Below are 25,316 nucleotides of genomic sequence, written 5' to 3' on the forward strand. Positions count from 1 at the left end.
CTGGCCGTCAGCCGGTCGATCGGGGTACGTCGTCACACACCAGCAAGAAGTATTCGTCTGCGCGTACACGTCAGGCTGGCTGCGCGTCCTCGTGAAGGCGTGGGAACAGCGGCTGTGCTGCGGGCAGAAGCCCCTCGGCCGGTGTCAACTGTCCGGTGATCCGCGTGGCGGCATCCGGGATGAACGGGCGTAGTTCATCGGCCAGCACGCGGCACGCTGTGACCAGCGTGACGAGGACGACGTCGAGTTGCTTCGCCGCTTCACCGTTGCCCCTGCGCTCTTCCCGAGCCAGTTCCCAAGGCCGGGTCGCGTCGATACTTCGATTGGCCTCCTCCACGATCTCCCAGACAGCGTGGATGGCACGCCGGAAGTCGAAGTCGGCCAAGGCGGCGTCGACGAGGCCAGGCGCCTTCCGGCAAACGTCCACCAGCGCCGGCTCCCCCGGATCTGCCGGCGCAGAGGCAGGGACGATTCCGCCGCGAAAGCGGTGAACCATGGTCACGATGCGGTGGACGAGGTTACCCAGCCCTCCGGCGAAATCCGCATCCGCGCGGGTGGTCAGCCGGTCGGGCGTGAAGTCCGCATCCCCGACCCGGGGCACATCGCGCAGGAGCCACCAGCGCAACGCGTCGGTGCCATACGTTGCGGCGAGCGCAGCCGGGTCGATGGTGGTTCCGGCGGACTTGCTGATCTTGCGGCCGTCGACGGTGAGGTAGTCGTGGACCAGGATGTCGGTGGGCAGCGGGAGTCCGGCCGACAGCAGCATGGCCGGCCAGTACACGGCGTGGAAACGCACCACTCCCTTGCCGACCAGGTGGACGCGGCGCTCGCTGGTTTCCCACCACTGGTCGTAGGTGCTGTCACCGGTGCCGTATCCGAGGCTGGTGACGTAGTTGCCGAGGGCGTCCCACCACACGTAGACGACCTGGCTCGGGTCGTCCGGCACCGGAATGCCCCAGCCGCGGGCGCGGCTGTGGGAGCGGGAGACGGAGAAGTCGTGCAGGCCACGCTCGATGAGGGCGAGGACCTCGTTGCGGCGGGCCGCGGGCTCGATGCGCAGGTCGCCGTTCGAGATCAGTCGATGGAGACGGTCGGCGTAGCGGGAAAGCCGGAAGAACCAGTTCTCTTCCGCGACGAGCTGCGGTTCGGTGCCGTGCTCGCCGCACCGTCCTTCGACCAGTTCATCGGGGGTGTAGAACTGCTCGCAGCCGACGCAGTACAGGCCTTCGTACTCTTTGCGATAGAGGTCGCCGGACGCCTCGCACTGGCGCCACAGTCGTTCGACTCCGACGCGGTGACGTGGGTCGCTGCTGGTGCGGATGAAATCGTCGAATGAGAGTGCCAGTGGGCCACGCAGGGCGGCGAACGCGTCGGCGTTGCGGTCGACGAACGACTGCACGTCGACACCGGCCGTTTCGGCGGCCAGGACGTTCTTCAGGGAGTTGTCGTCGGTTCCGCTGAGCAGCCGGACCTGCTCGCCCCGTTGGCGGTGGTGACGGGCCAACGTGTCAGCTTGGACGAGCTCCAGGGCGAAGCCCAGGTGCGGGCGGGCGTTGACGTAGGGAATGGTCGTGGTGATGTAGCGGCGTGCGGTCATCAGTCCTCCTACCGGGTAGCGAGGCCTGGTCGCACAACAAACGAGGCCCCGTCCCGGGGCCTCGGATTCGGTACGCGTCCGTTCTCAGCAGCCCCGTCGACGGGGCATCATCCAGTGCTGAGGCGAAGGCGTGATCATGCATGCGAGGGTAGCAACGGAGCGATGTCGCAGCACGCTATTTCCGCCCCGTCATGGCAGCCGCACGCACCGGGTGCATCCGGGGCAGCGCTGGGCGAGGCAGGTATCACGGGTTGCCCCACGCACGTCGAATTGCGCGGGGTTGGAACACCGCCTTCGACGCATCTGCCGTGCGCCCTCCACTCGGCACAGGTCTCGATGGACGTGACACCCCACGCGGCGCCAATCGTGCTCGCGACCATCTGCTTCATCGCATCCCCCTCCCTCGGCTCGGACAGGGCCTTCCGGCGGTCAGCCGAAGAGGAGGCCGCCCACGAAGAGGACGCCCACGACGGTGCCGGCTGTCGCGGCTGCTTTCGTGGCGTCGGGCATGAGGGCGGCCAGGATCAGCCGGAGTACGAGGAACGCGCCGGTGGCGATCATCAGGGGGAATCGCCATTCCCTGGCCGGTGTCCTGGCCGCGTCGGCCAGGTTTCCCGCCACCTTCATCACGATCGCCGTGATGATGAAGCCGCCGACGATCACGGCGATGATTCCGCCCGCGATGTCCTGGCTCGTGCTGGCCAGTACCGCCACTGCCTGGTCCTGCATCAGGGCCTCCCCCCGGAACCGTGCAGGTCATTGTGACGCAAGCCACAGTCGGGTGGGCGGAGTTCGGGAAGCCGGTGCTACTCCGGCTGCTCACCGGGATGCCGAAGGGCCCCGGCGCCGAGCGGTGCACGGCGCCGGGGCCCCTCATCGTCGTACGGACCTTGCTGTCGGTGTCAGCCGCACTGGCAGGGATTGCCGGACTGGCAGCCACAACCGCAGCCCGAGCCGCAGCCGCACGCGCCGAAGAGCGGGAGGCTCGTCGGCTCGGCGGGCCGGTCGGTCTCGCGCTGCTGTGTGGGGTCGGGTGTGGTGCTGGGGGATTCGGCCATGGGTCCCCTCCTTGAGGCTAGGGCCTGATGCCTTCGCCCATTCCATGCCCCGTTCCCCGGGCGCATCAACGGCGCACAGTGGCGTATCAGCGCCTACGCAACCTCGGCTCAGCGCCTACGCGACCTGGGCCCGGAGCCTACGGACCGGGGCCCGGTGCCTACGCGTCCTCGGCTCCCGTCGGCGGGTGGATGTCCTGCTGGAGATCGTCCGCGTGCTCGCCCGTCACCAGGAAGACGACGCGCTTGGCGACCGCCACCGCGTGGTCGGCGTAGCGCTCGTAGTAGCGGCCGAGCAGGGTGACGTCCACGGCGGTCTCGATGCCGTGCTTCCAGCGGTCGTCGATCAGGTGCTGGAAGAGCGTGCGGTGGAGCAGGTCCATCGCGTCGTCGTCCGACTCCAGCTGGAGCGCCAGGTCGACGTCCTTCGTCACGATCACCTCGGCCGCCTTCGCCATCAGGCGCTGGGCGAGCTGGCCCATCTCCAGGATCGTGGCGTGCAGGTCCTGCGGGACCGCGCGCTGGGGGAAGCGCAGCCGGGCGAGCTTCGCCACGTGCTGGGCCAGGTCGCCGGAGCGCTCCAGGTCGGCCGACATGCGCAGCGACGTCACGACTATCCGCAGGTCGGTGGCGACCGGCTGCTGGCGGGCGAGCAGGGCTATCGCCCGCGCCTCCAGGTCGTGCTGGAGTTCGTCGACCTTCTTGTCGGCCTCGATCACGCTCTCGGCGAGCTTCAGGTCGGAGTCGAGGATCGCCGTCGTGGCGCGCCCGATCGCCGACCCGACCAGCCGGGCCATCTCCACCAGACCGTCGCCGATCGAGTCCAGTTCCTCGTGGTACGCGTCCCGCATCAGGATTCCCTCTCGTACGTGTTCTTCGGGGGTGCCGGGGTGCCGGGGGGCCGGAGCCCGTGGTGAAGGCCCGTGGTGAAACCACCGGTGCGAACCCCACGCTCCCACGTTCTGGCTTGTACGCGTCCGTTTCCGCCACCCCAAATGAACCGGTACTGGCTCCAAGGTGAACTCTGGGCGACGAGTGATGCGGCTCCCACCCCGACGGCTGTGGCCACCAGGTTTCCCATGCCTAACCTGGACGCATGGACGTGAACGCGGCGGTCGCCGCAGCGGCAGCGATTGCCGGGGTACTCACCGGCGTCATCGCCATGCTGGCGTTCCGCTGGAGCGAACGCGACCAGAAGCGGCCGACCAGGACTTCTCTGCACACCGACGCCGTACTCCCACCGGGCGTGGACACCGTACTGTCCGTGCTCCGGTCGTCCGCGGTCGTCCTCGACGAGGGCGACGCGGTCGTCAAGGCCAGCTCCGCGGCGTACGCCCTGGGGCTGGTCCGAGGGGGCAAACTGGCCATCGAGCCCATGCTCCAGATGGCCCGGGACACCCGGCGCGACGGCGAGATACGCCAGGTCGAGCTGGACCTCCCCAGGCGGGGCACCGGACGGGGCGAGGCCCTGGCCGTGTCCGCCAGGGTGGCCCCGCTCGGCTCCCGGCTCGTACTGCTTCTGGTCGAGGACCTCACCGAGGCCCGCCGGATCGAGGCGGTACGACGCGACTTCGTCGCCAACGTCAGCCATGAGCTGAAGACCCCCGTCGGCGCGCTCTCCCTCCTGTCCGAGGCCGTCATGGACGCCTCCGACGACCCGGAGGCCGTACAGCGCTTCGCCGGACGCATGCAGATCGAGGCCACCCGACTGACCAACCTGGTCCAGGAGCTCATCGACCTCTCCCGGGTGCAGAACGACGACCCGCTGGAGGACGCCGAGCCCATCCGGGTCGACGAACTGGTCACCGAGGCTGTCGACCGGTGCCGCCACCAGGCCGGCGCCAAGCAGATCACCATGGCGGCGGGCGGCGCGGCCGACCTGCACGTGTGGGGGAACAGGGGGCAGCTCGCCGCCGCCCTCGGCAACCTGGTCGAGAACGCCGTCAACTACTCCCCGGCCCGCACCCGCGTGGGCATAGCAGCCCGCAGGGTCGGCGCGACGGGCGGCGACATGATCGAACTCGCCGTCACGGACCAGGGCATCGGCATCTCGGACAAGGACAAGGAGCGCATCTTCGAGCGCTTCTACCGCGTGGATCCCGCCCGCTCCCGGGCCACCGGGGGCACCGGTCTGGGTCTCGCGATCGTCAAGCACGTGGCCGCCTCGCACGGCGGGGAGGTCACGGTGTGGAGCGCCGAAGGCCAGGGCTCCACCTTCACCCTGCGGCTGCCGGAGGCGGGTGCGGCCCGTGACCGCGCCCAGCAGCACCCGGCCCTCGATGATGAGGACCGCCCGGCCGCACACTCGTCTCCCGGATCGTCCGGATCCGGCGCGTCCCCCGTCTCACCCCCCGATTCAACCGCGTACGAAACGCTTCCTGCCCCGGAGGTCCTTCCGTGACCCGAGTGCTCGTCGTCGAGGACGAGGAGTCCTTCTCCGACGCCCTGTCGTACATGCTCCGCAAGGAGGGCTTCGAGGTCGCCGTCGCGGCCACCGGCCCCGACGGACTCGACGAGTTCGAGCGCAACGGCGCCGACCTCGTCCTCCTCGACCTGATGCTGCCGGGGCTGCCCGGTACGGAGGTGTGCCGTCAGCTGCGCGGCCGTTCCAACGTTCCGGTGATCATGGTCACCGCCAAGGACAGCGAGATCGACAAGGTCGTCGGTCTGGAGATAGGAGCCGACGACTACGTCACCAAGCCCTTCTCCTCTCGTGAGCTGGTCGCCCGTATCCGGGCCGTGCTGCGCCGCCGCGGTGAGCCGGAGGAGGTCACCCCGGCCGCCCTGGAGGCGGGCCCGGTCCGCATGGACGTCGACCGCCACGTGGTGACGGTCTCCGGCTCGAAGGTGGACCTCCCGCTCAAGGAGTTCGACCTTCTCGAGATGCTGCTGCGCAACGCCGGGCGCGTGCTGACCCGTATGCAGCTCATCGACCGGGTCTGGGGCGCCGACTACGTGGGCGACACCAAGACGCTGGACGTCCACGTCAAGCGCCTGCGCGCGAAGATCGAGCCGGACCCGGGCGCCCCGCGCTACCTGGTGACGGTTCGGGGTCTGGGGTACAAGTTCGAGCCGTAGACCGCGCTCGTTCCAAGGAGACGCACGAGGGGCGGCACCCGAGTTTCCAACGGGTGCCGCCCCTTCGCGTTCGTGCTGCCGTCGGTCAGTGGCCGGCGGCCGGTGACGAGTCCGACGAGGAAGACGAGGAAGACGACGAGGCAGGCGCGTGGGAGCCGGAAGAGCCCGCGGCGGGGGCGCCGGAGGACGCGGACTGCCCCGACGACGGCTGCCCCGAGGGCTGCGACTGCGCCGGCGCCGACGGGATCTCGCTCGGGCCCCAGCCGGTGAAGTAGCTCTTCGCCGGGACCACGAAGGCGCGCAGGCTCACGTCACCGGTCTTGCTGAAGCTGAAGGTGATCTTCTGCGCGTTGCCGTCCTTCACCGCCTCGCGACTGCTGGGCAGCACGGCCGAGGCGTTGCCCTTGCCGCCGAGGATCAGCGAGGTGCCCGGCTTGATGGTGAGCGATCCGCCCTTGGCCGGGGAGAGGGTCGCGGTCTTGCCGGTGCCCGGAACGGCCAGCGACTCGAGGGTCTGCTCGTCGGGGCCGTTGTTGAAGATCGTCGCCGAGATCACGGCCGGTCCGTCGGACGTCAGATCGGGCTGGGTGATGACGGTCGCGTTCTGCACCTTGAGGCCGCCGACGCTGGTCGCCGCGTTGTCCGGCTTGACCTCCAGCGTCTGGGCGTTGTTGCCGGCGGCGCATCCGGCGAGCGCGGCGATCGAGAAGGCGAGGGCGGAGGCGGCTAGGGCGCCGCGTCGAATGCTGCTGCTCACGGCGGCGGCAACTCCTTGAACGCAGGGGCGACCTCCCTGTTAGAGCCGCCCTAAGTGTCTGTCAGCGGCCTTAGGTTACCGAGCCGTTCCCGCGCCGCCGCACCCGACCCTCCCCGAACCGGCACGCTTCGCTCATGCAGGGGGTAACCGGGGCCCACCAGTGACCCCTGAGTCACTTTGGCCTCACATTTGTCCGCCATTCACATAAGGGGGCGCAAAATTTCCGTGAAGGAATGCGCTGTGAGGGCTCCTGATATTGATCACCTACCGGCCGGTAGGGCGTTGATGATCAATTCCGGAAAGTCTCGTACCGGCCGTCGGCCCACCGAACGGAGTAGCGGAAGTCGCACGCCTGGAGCCGGACAAATGGGGATGTTCCGCCACTTGGAGGGGCCTCCGGATGTGTGTATCGTACGCGTTTCCCTCCGCCCGGAGAGCCGCTCCCACCTGCGGATACCTGGTCCGGCACCCCTTCCGAAGCACGTTCCTGTCGCTGTTGTCAAGCCCCGAGATATGCCCTGACCTGCGAAAACGCCATTCAGAAGACGCCGTATCCGTGTTACTCTGGATAGCCACGGAAGGGGTACCTGTCACATGACGTTCAAGGTTGGCGACACCGTGGTCTATCCCCATCACGGGGCCGCGCTGATCGAGGCTATCGAAACTCGTCAGATCAAAGGCGTGGACAAGACCTACTTGGTGCTGAAGGTCGCGCAGGGTGACCTGACGGTGCGTGTGCCAGCGGACAATGCTGAGTTCGTGGGTGTGCGTGATGTGGTCGGTCAGGACGGGCTGGACCGGGTCTTCGAGGTGCTGCGCGCGCCGTATGCCGAGGAGCCCACGAACTGGTCGCGTCGTTACAAGGCAAACCTGGAGAAGCTCGCCTCCGGCGACGTCATCAAGGTCGCGGAAGTCGTGCGTGACCTGTGGCGTCGTGAGCGCGAGCGCGGTCTCTCCGCAGGTGAGAAGCGCATGCTCGCCAAGGCCCGCCAGATCCTGGTGAGCGAACTCGCTCTCGCGGAGAACACCAACGAGGACAAGGCCGAGGCTCTGCTCGACGAGGTCCTCGCGTCCTGAGGCGCGAAGTCCCGAAACGAGTCCTGAGAAGCTGAGAAGTCCTGACATCGAGTCCTGACACGAAGCAGGCAGCGCCCGCTCCACTCAGCACACCGAAATGCCGCGGTGCCCGATGACGCAACAGCTGTCGCCGGGCGCTGCGGCATGTTCGTACCCGGTACCCGAATGCCGTACCCCGATGCGTAGATGTTCGTACGTACGCCGATCATCTACACCTGACACGTGCCCAAGTGCCCGATACTTGGCGTGCCGGGCTCGGGCAGCAGGCTCGACCGGTGTCACGGAAGGGTCCGGTCAAGGCGTCGCGCCCGGCACTTCCCAGGCCATACCCACGCCGGGCCGCCACACAAACCTGACAGGAACCGATGTCTGACGATTCGCGCCCTTCACCCGCGCAGTCGCGTACGGCGGCCGTGATTCCGGCCGCAGGCCGGGGTGTACGCCTCGGCCCGGGCGCCCCCAAGGCGCTCCGCACGCTGAACGGCACGCCCATGCTCGTCCACGCGGTGCGCGCCCTCGCCGCGTCGCGCGCCGTGTCCCTGGTGATCGTCGTGGCCCCGCCCGACGGCACCGCCGAGGTCAAGTCGCTGCTCGACGCGCACGCGCTGCCCGACCGCACGGACTTCGTCGTCGTGCCCGGCGGGGAGAGCCGCCAGGAGTCGGTGAAGCTCGGGCTCGACGCCCTCCCGCCCGACTACGGCGTCGTTCTCGTGCACGACGCGGCCCGCCCGCTGGTGCCCGTGGACACGGTGGACGCCGTGATCGAGGCGGTACGGGCCGGCGCCGTCGCCGTCGTCCCCGGGCTGCCGCTCGCCGACACCGTCAAGGAGGTCGAGCCCGCGGCGGCACCCGGAGACCCCGAGCCGGTCGTGGCCACACCGGCGCGGTCCCGGCTGCGCGCCGTGCAGACCCCCCAGGGCTTCGACCGGCAGACGCTGCTGCGCGCCCACGAGACGGTCGGCGACGATGTCACCGACGACGCGAGCATGGTCGAGCAGCTGGGGGAGCGGGTCGTCGTGGTTCCCGGCCACGAGGAGGCCTTCAAGGTCACCCGGCCGCTGGACCTGGTCCTCGCCGAGGCGGTCCTGGCCCGGAGGAGGCTGAACGTTGGCTTCTGAGAAGGCTTCCGGTTCCGGGGCGCTGCCGCCGCTTCCGCCGCTGCCCCAGGTCGGCATCGGCACCGACATCCACGCCTTCGAGGAGGGCCGGGAGCTGTGGTGCGCCGGCCTGAAGTGGGAGGGGGAGGGGCCGGGGCTGGCCGGCCACTCCGACGCGGACGTCGTCGCCCACGCCGCTTGCAACGCGCTGTTCTCCGCGGCCGGCCTCGGTGACCTGGGACAGCACTTCGGCACGGGGCGCCCCGAGTGGTCCGGCGCGTCCGGCGTCACCCTCCTCACCGAGGCGGCCCGTATCGTCCGCGAGGCGGGTTTCCGCATCGGCAACATCGCGGTCCAGGTCGTCGGTCCCCGCCCCAAGATCGGCAAACGCCGCGACGAGGCCCAGAAACTCCTCTCCGAAGCGGCCGGTGCCCCGGTCTCCGTCTCCGGAGCCACGACGGACGGCCTGGGCTTCCCGGGGCGGGGCGAAGGCCTGATGGCGGTGGCGACGGCACTGGTCGTCAGGGCCGGCTGAGGGGCGCCGGCCGAGGGGAGCCGTCTGAGGGAGCCAGGCTGATGGCGCCGTCCGCCGTCGGGGCCGTCCGCGCGACCACAACGCGCCGTACCGATTTGACGTGCGAACCGCCGGACGGTACATGGCACTACCCGGCGCCCACTACCCTGGAGTGGTGACTATTCGGCTGTACGACACCAACGCCCGGCAGATCCGTGACTTCACCCCGCTCACGCCGGGCTGCGTCTCGATCTACCTGTGTGGTGCCACCGTGCAGTCCGCACCGCACATCGGACATGTCCGCTCGTACCTCAACTTCGACATCATGCGCCGCTGGTTCACCTACCGCGGCTACGAGGTGACGTTCGTCAGGAACGTCACCGACATCGACGACAAGATCATCACCAAGGCGGCCGAGCAGAACCGCCCGTGGTGGTCGATCGGTTACGAGAACGAGCGGGCGTTCAACGACGGCTACGACGCCCTCGGCTGCCTGCGGCCCACGTACGAGCCCCGCGCCACCGGCCACATCACCGAGATGATCGAGATGATGCAGGGCCTCATCGAGCGCGGCCACGCCTACGAGGCGGACGGCAACGTCTACTTCGACGTGCGCTCCTTCCCCGGCTACCTGGAGCTGTCCCGTCAGGAGCTGGACAACCTGCTCCAGCCCTCCGGCGACGGCGAGACCGGCAAGCGGGACCCGCGCGACTTCGCCATGTGGAAGGCCGCCAAGCCCGGCGAGCCGAACTGGCCGACGCCCTGGGGACCGGGACGGCCCGGCTGGCACCTGGAGTGCTCGGCGATGGCGCACAAGTACCTGGGCACCGCCTTCGACATCCACGGCGGCGGCCTCGACCTGATCTTCCCGCACCACGAGAACGAGATCGCCCAGGCCAAGGCCTACGGCGACGACTTCGCCCGGTACTGGGTGCACAACGCCTGGGTCACCATGGCCGGCGACAAGATGTCCAAGTCGCTGGGCAATTCGGTGCTCGTGAGCGAGATGGTCAAGCAGTGGCGGCCGGTCGTGCTGCGCTACTACCTCGGCACCCCGCACTACCGCTCGATGATCGAGTACAGCGAGGAGGCGCTGCGCGAGGCCGATTCCGCGTACACGCGGATCGAGGGATTCGTGCAGCGGGTCACCGAGCTGGCCGGCAAGCCCGTCGAACCGGCCGCCGAGGTGCCGCCCGCGTTCGCCGAGGCCATGGACGACGACCTGGGCGTCCCGGGAGCCCTCGCGGTCGTGCACACCACCGTCCGGCAGGGCAACTCCGCCCTCGCCGCCGACGACAAGGAAGCCGCCATCGCCCGCCTCGCCGAGGTCCGCGCGATGCTCGGCGTCCTCGGCCTCGACCCGCTCGACCCGCAGTGGTCCGGTGACGGCGGCGAAGGCGGGGACGAACTGCGCGGTGTCGTCGACAGCCTCGTACGGCTCGTCCTCGACCAGCGCGAGTCCGCCCGCGCCCGGAAGGACTGGGCCACCGCCGACGCCATCCGCGACCAGCTCGCCCAGTCGGGACTCGTCGTCGAGGACAGCCCGCAGGGACCGCGCTGGAGCCTCGGCAGGCACTGAGTCCGGCCACCGGTCCGATGATCGATTGTGCCGCCCGGCCATCCGGGCGGCACACTGCATATGCACACCACATTCAGACGCAGACACGCTTCCGTAGAGAACAGGTAGGTCATGGCCGCGAACAACCGCCGCATGTCCGGCAAGAAGGGCGCGCAGGTCGGCAGCGGCGGCCAGCGGCGCCGGGGCCTGGAGGGCAAGGGTCCGACCCCGCCCGCCGAGATGCGCAAGGGACACGCCAAGCAGCGCGCCGCGAACGCGAAGGTCCGCCGGGCGCAGGGACGCACCACCCCGCAGCGCCGGGGCGGCGGCAAGTCGTCGTCCGAGCTGGTCGTCGGCCGCAACCCGGTATACGAGGCGCTGCGCGACGGCGTGCCCGCGAGCACGCTCTACGTCCAGCAGTTCATCGACAACGACGAGCGCGTCCGTGAGGCCCTCCAGCTCGCCGCCGAGCGCGGCGGCATCAACCTCATGGAGGCCCCGCGCCCCGAGCTGGACCGCATGACGAACGGCCTCAACCACCAGGGCCTGGTCCTCCAGGTCCCGCCGTACGAGTACGCGCACCCCGAGGACCTCGCGGCCGCCGCCTACGACAACGGCGAGGACCCGCTGATCGTCGCCCTCGACGGGGTGACCGACCCGCGCAACCTCGGTGCCGTCGTCCGTTCCGTCTCCGCCTTCGGCGGCCACGGTGTCGTGGTGCCCGAGCGGCGCGCGGCCGGTATGACCGCCGGTGCCTGGAAGACCTCCGCCGGTGCGGCGGCCCGTACGCCCGTCGCCCGCGCCACCAACCTGACGCGCGCCCTGGAGGCGTACAAGAAGGCCGGGATCGCGGTCGTCGGCCTCGCCGCCGACGGAGAGGCCGAGATCGGGGACCTGGCGGCCCTCGGTGGACCGGTCGTGATCGTGGTCGGCAGCGAGGGCAAGGGCCTGTCCCGGCTGGTCGGCGAGACGTGCGACCACCGCGTCCGCATCCCGATGCCTGGTGGCGCCGAGTCGCTCAACGCCGGTGTGGCGGCGGGGATCGTGCTGTACGAGGCGGCGCGCCGACGGGGCTGAACACCCGTGCGCGGCCTCACCCGTACGGGTCTGTTCCGGCGCTCAGGACAAGCTTGACGCTGTCCGGACAGTTCCGGCCGGTCAAAGCAGTGTCCTAACTCCATGTCACTCGGTTAGATGAGTGTGGACACCAGAACACCCCGCACACCCTCGGGGGACCGCTCGTCGGGATTCGACGATGCTCCCGCGCTGAGCATGGTGAAGGTACCGAGCGATCCGGCTCAGGTCATCGTCAACCACGCCAGTTTCCGCGTGCAGTTGGGCGCCTCGGCACGCCGTGCCCGATCCCTGCGGGTGGCAGGGCAGATGAGTGCCGCCGAGGGCGCCGGGCGCGTCCCGGTCGGGCAGGCCGCCGGCCAGGCCCGGCGCCGGCCCGTCGTCTGGAGCGGGCGCTCCGCCCCCGACGACACCGGCGCCCACCGGCTGCTCCAGGCCGTGCGGGGCGGCAGCATCCGCTACCCCGAGGACGGGACCGCCGAATCCCGGGCCACCCAGGTCATCCCACGCGTCGGCGTCGGATACGACGGATACGACGGGTACGGCGACGACGGCCGAGGCGGTCTCGAACGGACCGCCGAGGGCCCGGTGCTCGGACGCCAGCGGCCGCCCGCCCCGGGCGAGAACAGACTGGTCCCCCGGATGCCGCCCGTCGGCAGCGCCTACGACGAACAGACCTACGCCGACGACGAGTTCGACGAATTCGGGGATCCCGCCGGGCTGGGCGCGTCCGCCGAGCCGCTCCCCGGATCCCGGTTCCGGCGGCACGCGGACGACCCCGCCCGGCACGCCTACTACCCCGGCCGCCGGATGAACCTCGGCGTCGTCCTCCTCCCGCTGCGGATCTTCCTGGGCTTCATCTCCATCTACGCGGGCATGGGCAAGCTCTGCGACCCCGTCTACTTCGACGGCGGCGAGCGCGGCTCCATGGTGAAGTGGCTCAACACCCTGCACCCCTGGGAAGTCGCCGAGCCACTGCGGCAGTTCGCCCTCCAGCACCCCATCGGCGCCGGACTCGTCATCGCCTTCCTCCAGGTCGTCGTGGGCGTGCTGACGATCCTCGGCTGCTGGCAGCGGGTCGCCGCGGTCTTCGGTGTCCTGCTCTCCACCGCGCTCATCGTCACCGTCAGCTGGAAGACCGTCCCGGTCTACGACGCGCCCGACATCATCTGCCTCGCCGCCTGGTCCCCGCTGATCATCGCGGGCGCCCCCGTCTACTCCGTCGACGGTCGCCTCGCGGGCCGCGCCTGGCGCACCCTCGGGCCCCGCTCCGAAATCTGGGAACTGCGCCGCTACGTGCTGCGCCGCGGCGCCCTCATCACGGCCGTCACCGTCGGCCTCACCCTGCTCGTCGGCTCGCTGCTGGGCGGCGCGGTCCGCGACGCCGGACGGGTGCTCGTGCCCGGTCCCGGCGAGGCCCCGCGCAACAACCTGCCGGGCTCCCCGCTCCCCGAGGAGTCCGCCAAGCGGCACAGCAGGGCCCCGAAGGCGTCCACCTCGCCCTCCGGCGGCGCCACGGCGTCCACCTCGCCGTCCGGCGCGGCGACCACCCCGGGCGCGACCACCCCGTCGTCCGGCACGGCCACCGGCGGAGCGCCCAGCCAGACCCGGGGCGCCGCGGGCCAGGCCCCGCCGCGGCACACCTCCCCGGCCGGCCAGGCCCCCAGCACCAGCGCGGGCCCCAGCACCGGCGGCAGCGCGACCGGCGGCGGCACCGGCGGCCCGTCCGGTGGCGGCGGCACGGGCAGCGGCGGCGGCAGCACGTCGTCCGGCCAGCCGGGACTGGTGGGGGGCCTGCTCGGCTAGCAGCCCCACCGAGACGGACCTACGGCGAAGGGGTCCCGCACGACACCGTGCGGGACCCCTTCGCCGTGGTCTGTTCGCTGTTGTCCTGTCAGCGGCTCAGTGCCGCCAGTTCCTTCGCCGCCTCGGTGAGGTCCTTGGCGGTGTCGATGGCCCGCCAGTAGGCCCCCTGCGGGAGGGGGAAGCCGGCCAGGCGGCGCTCACGGGCGAGGTGCGGGAAGGTGGTCCGCTCGTGGTCGCCGCGCTCGGGAAGCAGGTCGGCGAACTCCGGCGAGAACACGTAGACGCCCGCGTTGATCTCGAAGGTCGACGGCGGGGCCTCGATGAAGTCGGTGATGTGACCGAACCCGTCGGTCTGCACGGCGCCCCAGGGAATGCGCGGCCGGGCCAGCGCGAGGGTCGCGACGGCGTCGCGCTCGGTGTGGAAGTCGGCCATCTCGCGCAGCGAGAAGCGGGTCCAGATGTCGCCGTTGGTGGCGTACCAGGGCAGGTCCGGGCGGGGCAGCCGGGCAGCGGCGTACTTCAGGCCGCCGCCGCGGCCGAGGGGCTCCGTCTCCACGACGGTGGTGACACGGACGGGCAGTTCGGCCGAGTCCAGCCACTTCTCCAGGACGTCGGCGAGGTGGCCGCAGGAGACCACCACGTCGGTGACGCCCTCTTCGGCGAGCCAGGTCAGCTGGTGGCCGATGATCGGAGTGCCCGTACCGGGGATCTCGACCATCGGCTTGGGCCGGTCGTCGGTGTAGGGGCGCAGCCGGGAGCCCTGGCCACCGGCCAGCACGACGGCTTGAGTGGGGCGCGACGCGGCGCTCGGATGGGTCATGCCCGAACTGTACGTGGCGCCCCGCTGGAGGTGGTCGGCCGACGGTGGCCGGCCGTTGACGGCCACCGTCGGTCAGCTGTGCGCGCTCAGCTGTGGGCGGCCAGCACCCCGGAGGCGAAGGAGGTGTCGCAGACGGGGCGGGCGTACGACTGGGCGCGTGAGGCGCCGTAGACATGGACCGCGGCACGGCCGAGGGCGCGGGCGATGGAGGTGCAGTGCCGGGCCAGCGACGGGCGGCCGTTGACCGCCTGCTGGAGGTGGGTGAGGACCTCGCCCGGGTTCTTCTCCTGGAGCTCGGTCATCAGCTGGTCGCGCAGCACGTCCTGCGGGGCGCGGGCTTCGGGGCCGGCCTTGGCGGACGTCACCTCCGCCGAGGAGACGTCGGTGGCGGCGAGCACCGAGCTCCCGGGGCTGCCCGTCCAGTTGACCCGGGTGACCGCGAGGGTGCCGGAGAGCACCAGGACGACGGGCAGGACGAGGGCGAGGGAGCGGCCGATCCGGCGGGCGGGACCCCGGTGGCCGCGTCGGGTCTGGGGGGTGGTGGAGTGCTTCACGCGTGAGAGGGTAGCGTCCGGTAACCATATGGCGACATTTGGTCACCGTATCGAGGGACAGAAAAGGGGAGTTTTCCGGGTAGGGGGTTGACGTACGCCCTCGAAATGACCTGAGTTGCCGGAAGACGGCGGAAGGGACCCGCGGCAGCCGCGGGTCCCTTCTCGCTCAGTGCTCGCTCAGTCGGAGAGCCGCTCGCCCGTCGAGGTGGAGAACACGTGGGTCTCGCCCGGCCGCGGTACGACGTGCAGCTGGGCGCCCTTCTCCGGCACCTCCCGGCCGCCGACGCGCACCACCAGGTCCTTGGGCGCGCCGCCGACCTCGGCGGTGCCGTAGACATAGCCGTCGGCGCCCAGCTCCTCCACGACGTTCACGGAGATCGCGAGACCGGCCGGGGCGTCCGCGGCGTCCTTGGACAGGGACGCGGCGGCCGCGCCGCCCAGCTCCACGACGTCGAAGTGCTCGGGACGGACGCCGACCGTGACGGTGCGGTCGCCCCGGTCGGCGGCGGCGCTCAGGGCCTCCCGGTTGACCGGGACGACGCTGTTGCCGAACTTCACGCCGCCGTCGGTGATCGGGACCTCGACCAGGTTCATGGCGGGCGAGCCGATGAACCCGGCGACGAAGAGGTTGGCCGGGCGGTCGTACATGTTGCGGGGCGAGTCGATCTGCTGGAGCAGACCGTCCTTGAGCACCGCCACCCGGTCGCCCATCGTCATGGCCTCGACCTGGTCGTGGGTGACGTAGACGGTGGTGATGCCGAGCCGGCGCTGGAGCGAGGCGATCTGCGTACGCGTGGAGACGCGGAGCTTGGCGTCCAGGTTGGACAGCGGCTCGTCCATGAGGAAGACCTGCGGTTCGCGCACGATCGCGCGGCCCATGGCGACCCGCTGGCGCTGACCGCCGGAGAGCGCCTTCGGCTTGCGGCCCAGGTAATCGGTGAGGTCGAGGATCTTCGCGGCCTCCTCGACCTTCTGCCGGATCTCCGCCTTGTTCACACCGGCGATCTTGAGCGCGAAGCCCATGTTGTCGGCGACGGTCATGTGCGGGTAGAGCGCGTAGTTCTGGAACACCATGGCGATGTCCCGGTCCTTCGGCGGCAGATGGGTGACGTCGCGGTCACCGATGCGGATGGCGCCGCCGTTGACGTCCTCAAGCCCCGCGAGCATCCGCAGCGAGGTGGACTTTCCACAGCCGGACGGGCCGACCAGTACGAGGAACTCGCCGTCCTCGATGTGAATGTCGAGCTGGTCGACGGCGGGCTTGTCGGTGCCCGGATAGATCCGGGTCGCCTTGTCGAACGAGACAGTGGCCATGCTGGATGGGCCCCCTTCTACCGGCAGGAACGTGCCGGACGATCCGAGTAGGAAGGTGGTTGGTGTAGTCCACGAGCGTGAACAGCGTGAACTGGGTCAGGACGGTACCTGGCGTTCACGCGTCTGTCAGCAGGCCGGGGACTGTGAGGTTCGCCGGAATTCCCGGCAGGACACCCCTGAGGCCTGGGTACACTGCACTGGCACGCACGCACACCACGGGCGCGCACGCCTCCTTAGCTCAGCTGGCCAGAGCAACGCTCTTGTAAAGCGTAGGTCGTCGGTTCGAATCCGACAGGGGGCTCGGTCGTACGACGCAGCCGCCCCCCAGCACATCGAAATGTGCTGGGGGGCGGTGGTGTTTCGTGGCGGGGTCTCAGCCCATGCAGGTCGCGACGGGCATGGGGCTGAGGAGGCAGTTGGTCGGGGTGTTCCCCGTGATCGTCGTGCCGGTGACCGAGGAGATCGGCACGTCGACCGTGGAGATGCCGCCGGGGGCGGGGGCGGCGGGGGCGGTGTTGTTGCTGACGCTGCCGCCGTTGAGGGAGACGGTGGCGTCGAGGTTGTAGATGCCGGCGGCGGCGGAGCCGGTGCCGGTGACCTTGTTGGTGTCGATGCTGGTGGTGTCGATGGCGACGGTCAGGGCGTCACCCTCGCCGTTCTCGGTGTAGAGGCCGCCGCCCTGGGAGTAGCGGCCGGAGGCCAGGTTGCGGGTCACCGAGGTCCCGTTCCGGAGGGTCAGGACGCCCGCGGGGGAGCCGCCGCCCGCCGCGATGCCCGCGCCCTGGCCGCTCGCGCCGATGATCCGGTTGGCTGTCACGTCGGTGTTGTCCAGGATGAGCTGGCCGCTGGTGCCGGTCTCCTTGTTGATGCCGCCGCCCCGGTTGCCGAAGCCGTCGATGGCGGTGTAGCCGGTGACGGTGTTGCCGGAGATGGTGGAGTCGGTGATCGTGGTCACGTTGCCGGTCGCCAGCGAGGCGACGATGCCGCCTCCGCCTTCCGCGCTCCCGGTGACGCTGTTGTCGGTGATCGCGGTGTCCGTGATGTTCACCGGGGTGCCGGCGTTGCCGTCGAGGAGGATGATGCCGCCGCCGCCGAACACGCCGGTGTTGTTGCTGACGATGCTGTCCTCGACGGTCAGCTTCGTGCCGTCCGCGTAGATGCCGCCGCCGAAGCCCGCGCGGTTGCGGGTCATCGTCGCCGAGTCCACGGTCAGCGTGCCCCCCTGGGTGAAGATGCCGCCGCCGCCGATGTTCATCGCCATGTTGTCGCTGAAGGTGCCCCCGGTGATCGACGAGGGTGCGGCCGAGGTGGTGTTGAGGTACACCGCGCCGCCGCGGCCCGTGGCACGGTTGCCCTGGAAGTTGACGTTGTTGGTGATCAGGGGCCCGCCGGCCTCCGTGACCGCCACGGCGCCGCCGCCGACGGTCGCCGGACCGTAGCTGCCGTTCATGAGGGTCAGGGTGCTCATGTCCAGCGAGCCGCCGGTGGTGACCTGGAAGAGGCGGTAGTCGCTCAGGGCCGTCGGGTCCCGGCGGATCGTGGCGTTGTTGCCCACGATGACCAGGGGCTGGATGAGCGTCGGGAGCTGGCCGAAAGTGTCGGTCAGCGTGTACACGCAGTACGAGGTGAGTTGCAGGGTGTCGCCGCCCAGCATTCCGTTGGACGCGGTGATCGCGTCCCGCAGCTCCGTCTCCGAACAGCCCACCATCGTCAACGCGTGCGCCGGAACCGTCATCATTCCGGCGAGCAGTGTCCCTGCCGCCACGGCAGTCCCGACCCGCATCTTCCGCCAGCCCATCGCCACTCCTCAACGCCACATCCGTACATCCTTCGGATCAGCTCAGCCCTCCCACGCTCCGTGGTCCCAGGAAACCGAGTCGACCCGGACAGCCCAGCGAAGTGCGGCGACGGGGCTGCGCGGTGCGGGTGGGCGGACCGTAGGCTCGATGCCATGGCTGAGCATCGGATGATCGACGTGAACGGGATCCGGCTGCACGTGGTGGAGGAGGGTGAAGGGCCGCTTGTGGTGCTGCTGCACGGGTTTCCCGAGTCGTGGCACTCCTGGCATCGGCAGATCGGGCCACTGGCCGCGGCGGGCTACCGTGTCGTGGCCCCGGACCAGCGGGGATACGGGAGCAGTGACCATCCCGACGATGTCGACGCGTACAGCATCTTCCACTTGGTGGGCGATGTCGTGGGGCTGATCGGGGCGTTGGGCGAGCAGCGGGCGTATGTCGTCGGGCACGACTGGGGTGCGCCGGTCGCCTGGCACACCGCGCTGTTGCGGCCGGACCTGGTGCGCGGGGTGGCCGGGCTGAGTGTGCCGCCGCCCTTCCGGCCGGCCCGGCCGCCGCTGGCGGCGATGGAGCAGCGGTTCGGCGGCCGGTTCTACTGGAGCTACTTCAACCGTCCCGGTGTCGCCGACGCCGAGTTCGCGCGGGACACGCGCACCGCGCTGCGGAAGATGTTCTACGCCATCTCCGAGGAAGCGGCACGCGACGGGGCGGTCAGGGAACTGCTGGTAGACGACCCCGAGAAGGGCTGGCTCGCGGACATGCCCGACCCCGAGGTGCTGCCGGAGTGGTTCACCGAGGCCGATCTCGACGCGCTCACCGAGAGCTTCTCGGGGGGTTTCACCGGCGCCCTCAACTGGTACCGCAACCTGGACCGCAACTGGGAGCTGACCGCCCCCTGGCAGGGCGCCACCGTCACCACGCCCGCGCTGTACGTCTACGGCGACTGCGACCCGGTGCCCGCGTTCCCCGGCACGCCCGAACTCATCGCACGGCTGCCCGAGCTGATGCCCAGCCTGCGGCGTCCGCCGCTCGAGCTGGCGGGCTGCGGGCACTGGACCCAGCAGGAGCGGCCGGACGAGGTGAACGCCGCGCTCATCGAGTTCCTCAAGGAGTGCTGATTCCTCAGTCGTGCTGAGAGCGTGCTGAGCGGCACTTCTCGTGGCGGAGGCCATCGGCGCCGAGAGGTGCCGGTGGCCTCCGTCGTCGTACGGCCGTGGGCTCAGTGCGTGCGCAGCAGCGCCGTCAGCACCTTGCGCAGCGACGCCTCCGGGTCCGGTACGGCGCCCTGGGCCCGCCAGGCCACATAGCCGTCGGGGCGTACCAGGACCGCTCCGTCGGCGGTGGTGCCGTGGGCCTCCGCCCAGTCGGCGGTGTCGTCGCCCTCGCCGTAGGCCAGGTCGGCGTCCGGGCCGCGGCCGACGCGGTAGGAGTCGAGCCGTACGCCGTCCTGTTCGGCGATACGGCGGGCGGCGGCGTGCCAGCCGGCGTCGTCGGGGGCGTCGGTGAGCAGGACCAGGGAGTTCTCGTACAGGTCGACCGTGGAGATGCGCCGGCCGTCGCGGTGCAGCCACATGTGGGGGGCTCGGCTGCCGGGGCGGCCGTCCAGGGTCATCTTCTCGGGGACCACCGGCTGGTCGGGGTCGGCGTCGATGACGGCGCCCTTCGGGTAGCGGTAGCCGAGGACGACGCCCAGGATGCCGCTCTTCTGGCCGCCGCCCACACCGGGGGCGGGGGCGAAGCCGGGGTGGCTGTGCTCGACGGAGCGGGCGGAGGCGCGGGCGCTGGTGGCGACGGCGACCGGGCGGCGCTCGGTGTCGTAGGTGTCCAGCAGGTCCGGGCCCGCCCAGCCGTCGAGGACGGCGGCGAGTTTCCAGGCCAGGTTGTGCGCGTCCTGGATGCCGGTGTTGGAGCCGAACGCGCCGGTGGGGGACATCTCGTGGGCGGAGTCGCCGGCGAGGAAGACGCGGCCCTGCCGGTACCGGTCGGCGACGCGTTCGGCGGCCCGCCAGGACGCCTTGCCGGTGAGTTCGACATCGATGTCGGGGGCGCCGATGGCGCGGCGGATGTGTTTGGCGAGCCGGTCCTCGGTGAACTCCTCCAGAGTCTCGCCGTGCTCGGGGTGCCAGGGGGCGTGGAAGACCCAGCGTTCCTTGTTGTCGACGGGGAGCAGGGCGCCGTCGGCGTCCGGGTCGGTGAGGTAGCAGCAGATGAAGCGCCGGTCGCCGACCACGTCGGCGAGCAGTTTCGAGCGGAAGGTGACGCTGACGTTGGCGAAGAGTTCGCCGGGACCCGTCTGGCCGATGCCGAGGCTGGTGCGGACCGGGCTGCGGGGGCCGTCGGCGGCGACCAGGTAGTCGGCGTGGACGGTGTGGCGCTCCTCGGTGTTGCGGTCCAGTACGACCGCTGTCACCCCTCGCTCGTCCTGCACGAAGGACTCCATGTGGTGGGAGTAGCGCAGGTCGCCGCCCAGCTCGCGGGCGTTGTCCAGCAGGACCGGCTCCAGGTCGTTCTGGCTGCACAGGCACCATGAGGTGGGGCTGAATCGCGCGAGCCCACCACCGGGGTCGATGTGCTTGAACAGCCACTCCCCGGCGTCGCCGACCAGCGTCGGGGTCTGCAGGATGCCGTGGTTGTCGGCGAGCAGTGAGGCCGCCTCGTGGATGTCCGGCTCGATGCCGGCCACCCGGAAGAGTTCCATCGTTCGGACGTTGTTGCCGCGTCCGCGCGGGTGGTGCGAGGTCCCGGCGTGTCGCTCCACGAGCATGTGCCGCACACCGAGACGGCCCAGGAACACGGACATGGACAGGCCCACCAGGGAGCCGCCCACGATGAGGACGGGAACCCGGTGGTCGGCTTTTCGATGCATGGAAGCCTCCAGTGGCAGGGGTGCGCGCATGGGGCGCCTGTGACTGTCCATGCCCTGTGGGGCCGTGCGGGAGCGCCTCCGCGCGTCCAATCACCCACGTGGTTCATACGAGTCGCGCACCGGTGGGGTCCGTCACAGGATCAAGGAACGCTGACGTCGCGTCACTCGCGGCCGGCGTCCGCCTCTGCCCCCGCGAAGGAGATGTACGCAGGATGACCACTACGTCTGAACGTGTTTCAGAAGAACTGACGCGCCAGGTGTCGAAAGTCTCCCAGTCGGTGTTCGACGGCTCCCGGCTCCGGGTCGTGCTGCTCGTCGAGGTGTACGACGGAGCACAGCAGCAGTTCCTGGAGGCGTACGAGCAACTGTGCAACCAGGTCGCCTCTGTGCCGGGACACGTCAGCGACCAACTGTGCCAGTCCATCGAGAATCCATCCCAATGGCTCATCACGAGCGAGTGGGAGAGCGCGCCGCCGTTCCTCGCCTGGGTGAACAGCGAGGAGCACGTGCGGATGGTGCAGCCGCTGCACAGCTGCGTCCGTGACACCCGCTCGCTGCGCTTCCACGTGGTCCGGGAGACCGAGGGCGCGGCGGCCGGGGCCGAGGCCTCGTCGTCGCAGCGCCGGCTCCAGACGTCCCCGCGGATCGGTGACGGGGTCATCCGGCACGCGCTGACCTTCACGGTGAAGCCGGGCAGTGAGGCGGAGGTCGCGAAGATCCTCAAGAACTACTCGTCGCCGGAGGCGCGGGTCGACGACACCACGCGGCTGTGCCGCACCTCCCTGTTCATGCACGGCAACCGGGTGGTCCGCGCGATCGAGGTGCGCGGCGACCTGATGGCGGCGCTGCGGCACGTCGCCCGGCAGCCCGAGGTGCGCGCGGTGGAGGAGGCCATCAACCCGTACCTGGAGCACGACCGCGACCTGGACGACCAGGAGTCCGCGCGGGTCTTCTTCACCCGGGCGGCGCTGCCCGCTGTGCACCACGTGACCTCGGGCGACCAGCCGGAGGCCGAGCGGCACGCCCTGTGCTACCCGGCGAAGGCCGGTCAGGGGATGCGGCTGGCCGAGCTGCTCGCCGAGGCCGACGAGCTGACCGCGGACGACCAGGGCAGTCCGGTGCTGCGCAGCACGGTCTTCCAGCGGGACGACGTCGTGGTGCGGCTGGTGGACGTGCACGCCGGCGCGGGTGCCGTACCGGTTCTGCCGAAGGCCGGCCGGACCGCCGAGGTGGAGAAGCTCCTCGACGGTGCCGCCGTCCGCATGGAACTCATCACCGACCGCCGTTCGCCGGGCGCCTGACCCTGCGGCCACGCTCTCACGCCGACGACGCAGCAACCCATCGGAGGAACGTCGTGACCCAATCCCGTCCGAGAATCATCGATCTGAGCGAGGTCGCGCCCAACGTCAAGCGCGGTGGCGACCTGCGCGCCATGCTCACCCCGGCCACGGTGGGCTCGACCAGCGGTTTCATGGGCGTGGCCATCGTGCAGCCCGGTGACCGCATCGGTGAGCACTACCACCCGTACTCCGAGGAGTTCGTCTACGTCGTCTGCGGGCAGCTGGAGGTGGACCTGGACGACGAGCCCTACACGCTCCAGCCGGAGCAGGGGCTGATGATCCCCGCGCACATGCGGCACCGGTTCCGCAACGTGGGCAAGGTGGAGGCGCGGATGGTCTTCCACCTGGGTCCGCTGGCGCCGCGGCCGCAGCTGGGGCATGTCGACACGGAGGAGACCCCGGCGCAGACCGAGATCATCGGTGCCGCCGCCGTCGTCACGGAAGGCCGGGTCCTGTCATGACCCGGCGCGTGGCGGTCACCGGCATAGGCATCGTGGCTCCGGGCGGGATCGGCGTACCGGCGTTCTGGGACTTGCTCGCCAACGGCCGGACCGCGACGCGGGGCATAACGTTCTTCGACCCGTCGGGCCTCAGGTCCCAGATCGCCGCCGAGTGCGACTTCGACCCGATGGCGTACGGCCTGGACACCGAGGAGATCGAGCGGGCGGACCGGTACATCCAGTTCGCCCTGGTCGCCGGGGACGAGGCCGTCCGCGACTCGGGTCTCGACCTGGCCGGGGAGAACCCCTGGCGGGTCGGGGTGTCGCTGGGCACCGCGGTGGGCGGCACCACCCGTCTGGAGCACGACTACGTCCTGGTCAGCCACCGAGGGCAGCGCTGGGACGTGGACCACGGGGAGGCGCAGCCCCAGCTGCACCGGGCGTTCTCGCCGAGCACGCTGGCCTCCGCGGTGGCCGAGCGGTTCGGTGCCCGGGGTCCGGTGCAGACCGTCTCCACGGGTTGCACCTCGGGACTGGACGCGGTGGGCTACGCCCTGCACACGGTCGAGGAGGGCCGGGCCGACATCTGCATAGCGGGTGCCTCGGACTCGCCGATCTCGCCGATCACCATGGCCTGCTTCGACGCGATCCGGGCAACGTCCCCGAACAACGACGATCCCGCGCACGCCTCCCGGCCCTTCGACAACAACCGTGACGGGTTCGTCATGGGCGAGGGCGGCGCGGTGCTCGTCCTGGAGGAGCTGGAACACGCACGGGCCCGCGGTGCGCACGTGTACTGCGAGCTGAGCGGCTACGCCACCTACGGCAACGCCTACCACATGACCGGCCTGACCAGTGAGGGTCTGGAGATGGCCCGGGCGATCGAGGTCGCCCTGGACCACTCCCGGCTCGACGGGTCCGCGATCGACTACGTCAACGCGCACGGCTCGGGCACTCGGCAGAACGACCGCCACGAGACGGCGGCCGTGAAGCGGGCGCTCGGACAGCACGCCTACGACACGCCCATGAGCTCCATCAAGTCCATGGTGGGGCACTCCCTCGGGGCGATCGGCGCGATCGAGATCGTGGCGTGTGTGCTGGCGCTGGCCAAGCAGGTCGTGCCGCCGACCGCGAACTACGAGACCCCCGACCCCGAGTGCGACCTGGACTACGTCCCGCGCGTGGCCCGTGAACGGAAGCTGGACAGCGTGCTGTCCGTGGGCAGCGGGTTCGGCGGGTTCCAGTCCGCGGTGATCCTGACCCGTCCCAGGTAGAAAGCACGATGAGCGGAGAAGGCAGATGAGCGCACCTCATGAACGGCGCGCGGCCGTCACCGGCATCGGTGTGGTCGCGCCCAACGGGACCAGTACCGACACCTTCTGGAAGGCCACCCAGGAAGGGCTCAGCGTCCTCGACCGGATCACCCGCGAGGGCTGTGAGCACATGCCGTTGAAGGTGGCGGGCGAGGTCCGCGACTTCGACCCGGCGGCGGCGGTCGAGGAGCGCTTCCTCGTCCAGACGGACCGGTTCACCCACTACGCCATGGCCGCCGCCGACCTCGCGCTGGACGACGCCCGGCTCGGGGCGGCGGACACCTCGGCCGCGCCGTACTCCATCGGCGTGGTGACCGCGGCCGGTTCCGGCGGTGGCGAGTTCGGCCAGCGGGAGCTGCAACGGTTGTGGGGCAAGGGCAGCCGGTTCGTCGGCCCTTACCAGTCCATCGCCTGGTTCTACGCCGCGAGCACCGGACAGATCTCCATCCGGCGGGGTTTCAAGGGGCCCTGCTCGGTGGTCGCCGCGGACGAGGCGGGCGGTCTGGACGCCATCGCCCATGCGGCGCGGGCGGTGCGCCGGGGCACGGACGCGATCGTGGCCGGTTCGACCGAGGCGCCGCTCGCGCCGTACTCGATGGTGTGTCAGCTCGGCTACGAGGAGCTGAGCATCGTCGAGGACCCGGCTCGCGCCTACCGTCCGTTCACCTCCTCCGCCTGCGGGTTCGTGCCCGCCGAGGGCGGCGCGATGCTGGTCGTGGAGGCGGAGCGGGCGGCGCGGGAGCGGGGTGCCGTGGTCCGGGCCTTCGTCGCGGGGCACGCGGCGACGTTCACCGGGGCGTCCCGCTGGGCGGAGTCCCGGGAGGGACTCGCGCAGGCGATCCGGGGTGCCCTGGACGAGGCCGGCTGTGCCCCGGAGGAGGTCGACGTCGTCTTCGCCGACGCCCTCGGGGTGCCGGAGGCGGACCGGGCCGAGGCGCTGGCGATCGCCGACGCGCTCGGCGGTCACGGCAGGCGGGTACCGGTCACCGCGCCGAAGACCGGTTTCGGCCGGGGCTACTGCGCGGCACCGGTGCTGGACAGCGCCGCCGCGGTGCTCGCGATGGAGCACGGCCTGATCCCGCCCACTCCCAACGTCTTCGACGTCTGCCACGACCTCGATCTCGTGACCGGCCGCGCCCGTGCGGCCGAGCTGCGTACGGCGCTGGTCCTCAGCAGGGGACTCATGGGGTCGAACTCGGCGCTCGTGCTCCGGCACGGCACCGCCGGCGCTTCGTAGCGAGGCGCCTCGCAGCACAGCCT

At 70.5% G+C, this 25,316-nt stretch carries 23 protein-coding genes and 1 tRNA gene; 14 read left to right on the forward strand and 10 right to left on the reverse strand.

Annotated elements, in window-relative coordinates:
- Positions 1-70: 70 nt before the first annotated feature.
- The 4 genes from ACIPK3_RS14605 to phoU form a co-directional block, all read right to left on the reverse strand.
- Positions 71-1,597, reverse strand: a complete 1,527-nt coding sequence (locus ACIPK3_RS14605) for a methionine--tRNA ligase (RefSeq protein ID WP_402569591.1) — start codon at positions 1,595-1,597, stop codon at positions 71-73.
- Between the two features lie 429 nt (positions 1,598-2,026).
- Positions 2,027-2,326, reverse strand: a complete 300-nt coding sequence (locus ACIPK3_RS14610) for a hypothetical protein (RefSeq protein ID WP_402569593.1) — start codon at positions 2,324-2,326, stop codon at positions 2,027-2,029.
- Between the two features lie 173 nt (positions 2,327-2,499).
- A complete protein-coding gene (locus tag ACIPK3_RS14615) occupies positions 2,500-2,655 on the reverse strand; it encodes a hypothetical protein (RefSeq protein ID WP_402569595.1) in 156 nt (51 codons plus the stop codon).
- Between the two features lie 158 nt (positions 2,656-2,813).
- Positions 2,814-3,503 (reverse strand): phosphate signaling complex protein PhoU, encoded by a 690-nt coding sequence (gene phoU / locus ACIPK3_RS14620; protein ID WP_402569597.1) that lies wholly within the window; start codon positions 3,501-3,503, stop codon positions 2,814-2,816.
- A gap of 245 nt (positions 3,504-3,748) precedes the next feature.
- Here phoU and ACIPK3_RS14625 point away from each other — a divergent pair, with 245 nt between their 5' ends.
- Entirely contained in the window at positions 3,749-5,053 is a 1,305-nt protein-coding gene (locus tag ACIPK3_RS14625; protein ID WP_402569599.1) for a sensor histidine kinase, read from the forward strand.
- Entirely contained in the window at positions 5,050-5,730 is a 681-nt protein-coding gene (locus tag ACIPK3_RS14630) for a response regulator transcription factor (RefSeq protein ID WP_010358452.1), read from the forward strand. The genes ACIPK3_RS14625 and ACIPK3_RS14630 overlap by 4 nt, the downstream gene beginning before the upstream one ends.
- An 85-nt stretch (positions 5,731-5,815) precedes the next feature.
- Here ACIPK3_RS14630 and ACIPK3_RS14635 read toward each other — a convergent pair whose 3' ends face one another.
- A complete protein-coding gene (locus ACIPK3_RS14635; RefSeq protein ID WP_402569601.1) occupies positions 5,816-6,487 on the reverse strand; it encodes a DUF461 domain-containing protein in 672 nt (223 codons plus the stop codon).
- A 594-nt stretch (positions 6,488-7,081) separates the two neighbouring features.
- Between ACIPK3_RS14635 and ACIPK3_RS14640 the strand changes: the two genes are divergently transcribed.
- The 6 genes from ACIPK3_RS14640 to ACIPK3_RS14665 all read left to right on the forward strand — a co-directional run bounded on the left by ACIPK3_RS14640 (position 7,082) and on the right by ACIPK3_RS14665 (position 13,613).
- The gene (locus ACIPK3_RS14640) at positions 7,082-7,564 is read left to right on the forward strand and encodes a CarD family transcriptional regulator (RefSeq protein WP_003953493.1); all 483 of its coding nucleotides are present in this window, start codon (positions 7,082-7,084) and stop codon (positions 7,562-7,564) included.
- Positions 7,565-7,929: 365 nt separating this feature from the next.
- Complete coding sequence (ispD, locus tag ACIPK3_RS14645; protein WP_402569603.1) at positions 7,930-8,682, forward strand: 2-C-methyl-D-erythritol 4-phosphate cytidylyltransferase; 753 nt, start codon at positions 7,930-7,932, stop codon at positions 8,680-8,682.
- Positions 8,672-9,196 (forward strand): 2-C-methyl-D-erythritol 2,4-cyclodiphosphate synthase, encoded by a 525-nt coding sequence (gene ispF / locus ACIPK3_RS14650; protein WP_402569605.1) that lies wholly within the window; start codon positions 8,672-8,674, stop codon positions 9,194-9,196. Before ispD ends, ispF begins: the two co-directional genes overlap by 11 nt.
- A 154-nt stretch (positions 9,197-9,350) precedes the next feature.
- On the forward strand, positions 9,351-10,754 hold the full coding sequence (gene cysS / locus ACIPK3_RS14655; protein ID WP_402569607.1) for a cysteine--tRNA ligase: 1,404 nt from the start codon (positions 9,351-9,353) through the stop codon (positions 10,752-10,754).
- Between the two features lie 111 nt (positions 10,755-10,865).
- Positions 10,866-11,810 carry a 23S rRNA (guanosine(2251)-2'-O)-methyltransferase RlmB gene (rlmB, locus tag ACIPK3_RS14660; RefSeq protein WP_402569609.1) on the forward strand — a complete coding sequence of 315 codons (945 nt, stop codon included), beginning with the start codon at positions 10,866-10,868 and terminating at the stop codon, positions 11,808-11,810.
- A 117-nt stretch (positions 11,811-11,927) separates the two neighbouring features.
- Positions 11,928-13,613 (forward strand): DoxX family membrane protein, encoded by a 1,686-nt coding sequence (locus tag ACIPK3_RS14665; RefSeq protein ID WP_402569611.1) that lies wholly within the window; start codon positions 11,928-11,930, stop codon positions 13,611-13,613.
- A gap of 88 nt (positions 13,614-13,701) precedes the next feature.
- On the opposite strand, the gene ACIPK3_RS14670 is transcribed toward ACIPK3_RS14665, so the two are convergent.
- The 3 genes from ACIPK3_RS14670 to ACIPK3_RS14680 form a co-directional block, all read right to left on the reverse strand.
- Complete coding sequence (locus ACIPK3_RS14670) at positions 13,702-14,433, reverse strand: NDP-sugar synthase (RefSeq protein WP_402569613.1); 732 nt, start codon at positions 14,431-14,433, stop codon at positions 13,702-13,704.
- Between the two features lie 86 nt (positions 14,434-14,519).
- Positions 14,520-14,987: a hypothetical protein gene (locus tag ACIPK3_RS14675; protein WP_402569615.1), complete on the reverse strand. Its 468-nt coding sequence runs from the start codon at positions 14,985-14,987 to the stop codon at positions 14,520-14,522.
- A 177-nt stretch (positions 14,988-15,164) separates the two neighbouring features.
- Entirely contained in the window at positions 15,165-16,301 is a 1,137-nt protein-coding gene (locus ACIPK3_RS14680; protein ID WP_402569616.1) for an ABC transporter ATP-binding protein, read from the reverse strand.
- A 227-nt stretch (positions 16,302-16,528) separates the two neighbouring features.
- Between ACIPK3_RS14680 and ACIPK3_RS14685 the strand changes: the two genes are divergently transcribed.
- Positions 16,529-16,602: transfer RNA gene (locus ACIPK3_RS14685), tRNA-Thr, on the forward strand.
- A 72-nt stretch (positions 16,603-16,674) separates the two neighbouring features.
- Here the strand turns inward: ACIPK3_RS14685 and ACIPK3_RS14690 are convergent.
- A complete protein-coding gene (locus ACIPK3_RS14690; RefSeq protein ID WP_402569618.1) occupies positions 16,675-18,099 on the reverse strand; it encodes a hypothetical protein in 1,425 nt (474 codons plus the stop codon).
- 153 nt (positions 18,100-18,252) lie between these two features.
- Here ACIPK3_RS14690 and ACIPK3_RS14695 point away from each other — a divergent pair, with 153 nt between their 5' ends.
- Entirely contained in the window at positions 18,253-19,215 is a 963-nt protein-coding gene (locus tag ACIPK3_RS14695) for an alpha/beta fold hydrolase (RefSeq protein WP_402569620.1), read from the forward strand.
- A 101-nt stretch (positions 19,216-19,316) separates the two neighbouring features.
- Here ACIPK3_RS14695 and ACIPK3_RS14700 read toward each other — a convergent pair whose 3' ends face one another.
- Positions 19,317-20,963: an FAD-dependent oxidoreductase gene (locus tag ACIPK3_RS14700; RefSeq protein WP_402569621.1), complete on the reverse strand. Its 1,647-nt coding sequence runs from the start codon at positions 20,961-20,963 to the stop codon at positions 19,317-19,319.
- 212 nt (positions 20,964-21,175) lie between these two features.
- On the opposite strand from ACIPK3_RS14700, the gene ACIPK3_RS14705 reads away from it, so the two are divergent.
- The 4 genes from ACIPK3_RS14705 to ACIPK3_RS14720 are packed head-to-tail and all read left to right on the forward strand — an operon-like array spanning position 21,176 to position 25,293.
- Positions 21,176-22,264 (forward strand): SchA/CurD-like domain-containing protein, encoded by a 1,089-nt coding sequence (locus tag ACIPK3_RS14705; protein WP_402569622.1) that lies wholly within the window; start codon positions 21,176-21,178, stop codon positions 22,262-22,264.
- 53 nt (positions 22,265-22,317) lie between these two features.
- Positions 22,318-22,764 carry a cupin domain-containing protein gene (locus ACIPK3_RS14710; protein ID WP_402569624.1) on the forward strand — a complete coding sequence of 149 codons (447 nt, stop codon included), beginning with the start codon at positions 22,318-22,320 and terminating at the stop codon, positions 22,762-22,764.
- Positions 22,761-24,017, forward strand: a complete 1,257-nt coding sequence (locus ACIPK3_RS14715) for a beta-ketoacyl-[acyl-carrier-protein] synthase family protein (protein WP_402569626.1) — start codon at positions 22,761-22,763, stop codon at positions 24,015-24,017. Before ACIPK3_RS14710 ends, ACIPK3_RS14715 begins: the two co-directional genes overlap by 4 nt.
- Before the next feature lie 25 nt (positions 24,018-24,042).
- Complete coding sequence (locus ACIPK3_RS14720; protein WP_402569628.1) at positions 24,043-25,293, forward strand: ketosynthase chain-length factor; 1,251 nt, start codon at positions 24,043-24,045, stop codon at positions 25,291-25,293.
- Positions 25,294-25,316: the final 23 nt, after the last annotated feature.

It is taken from the genome of Streptomyces sp. NPDC086787, assembly GCF_044745865.1.
Taxonomy (GTDB): Bacteria; Actinomycetota; Actinomycetes; order Streptomycetales; family Streptomycetaceae; genus Streptomyces.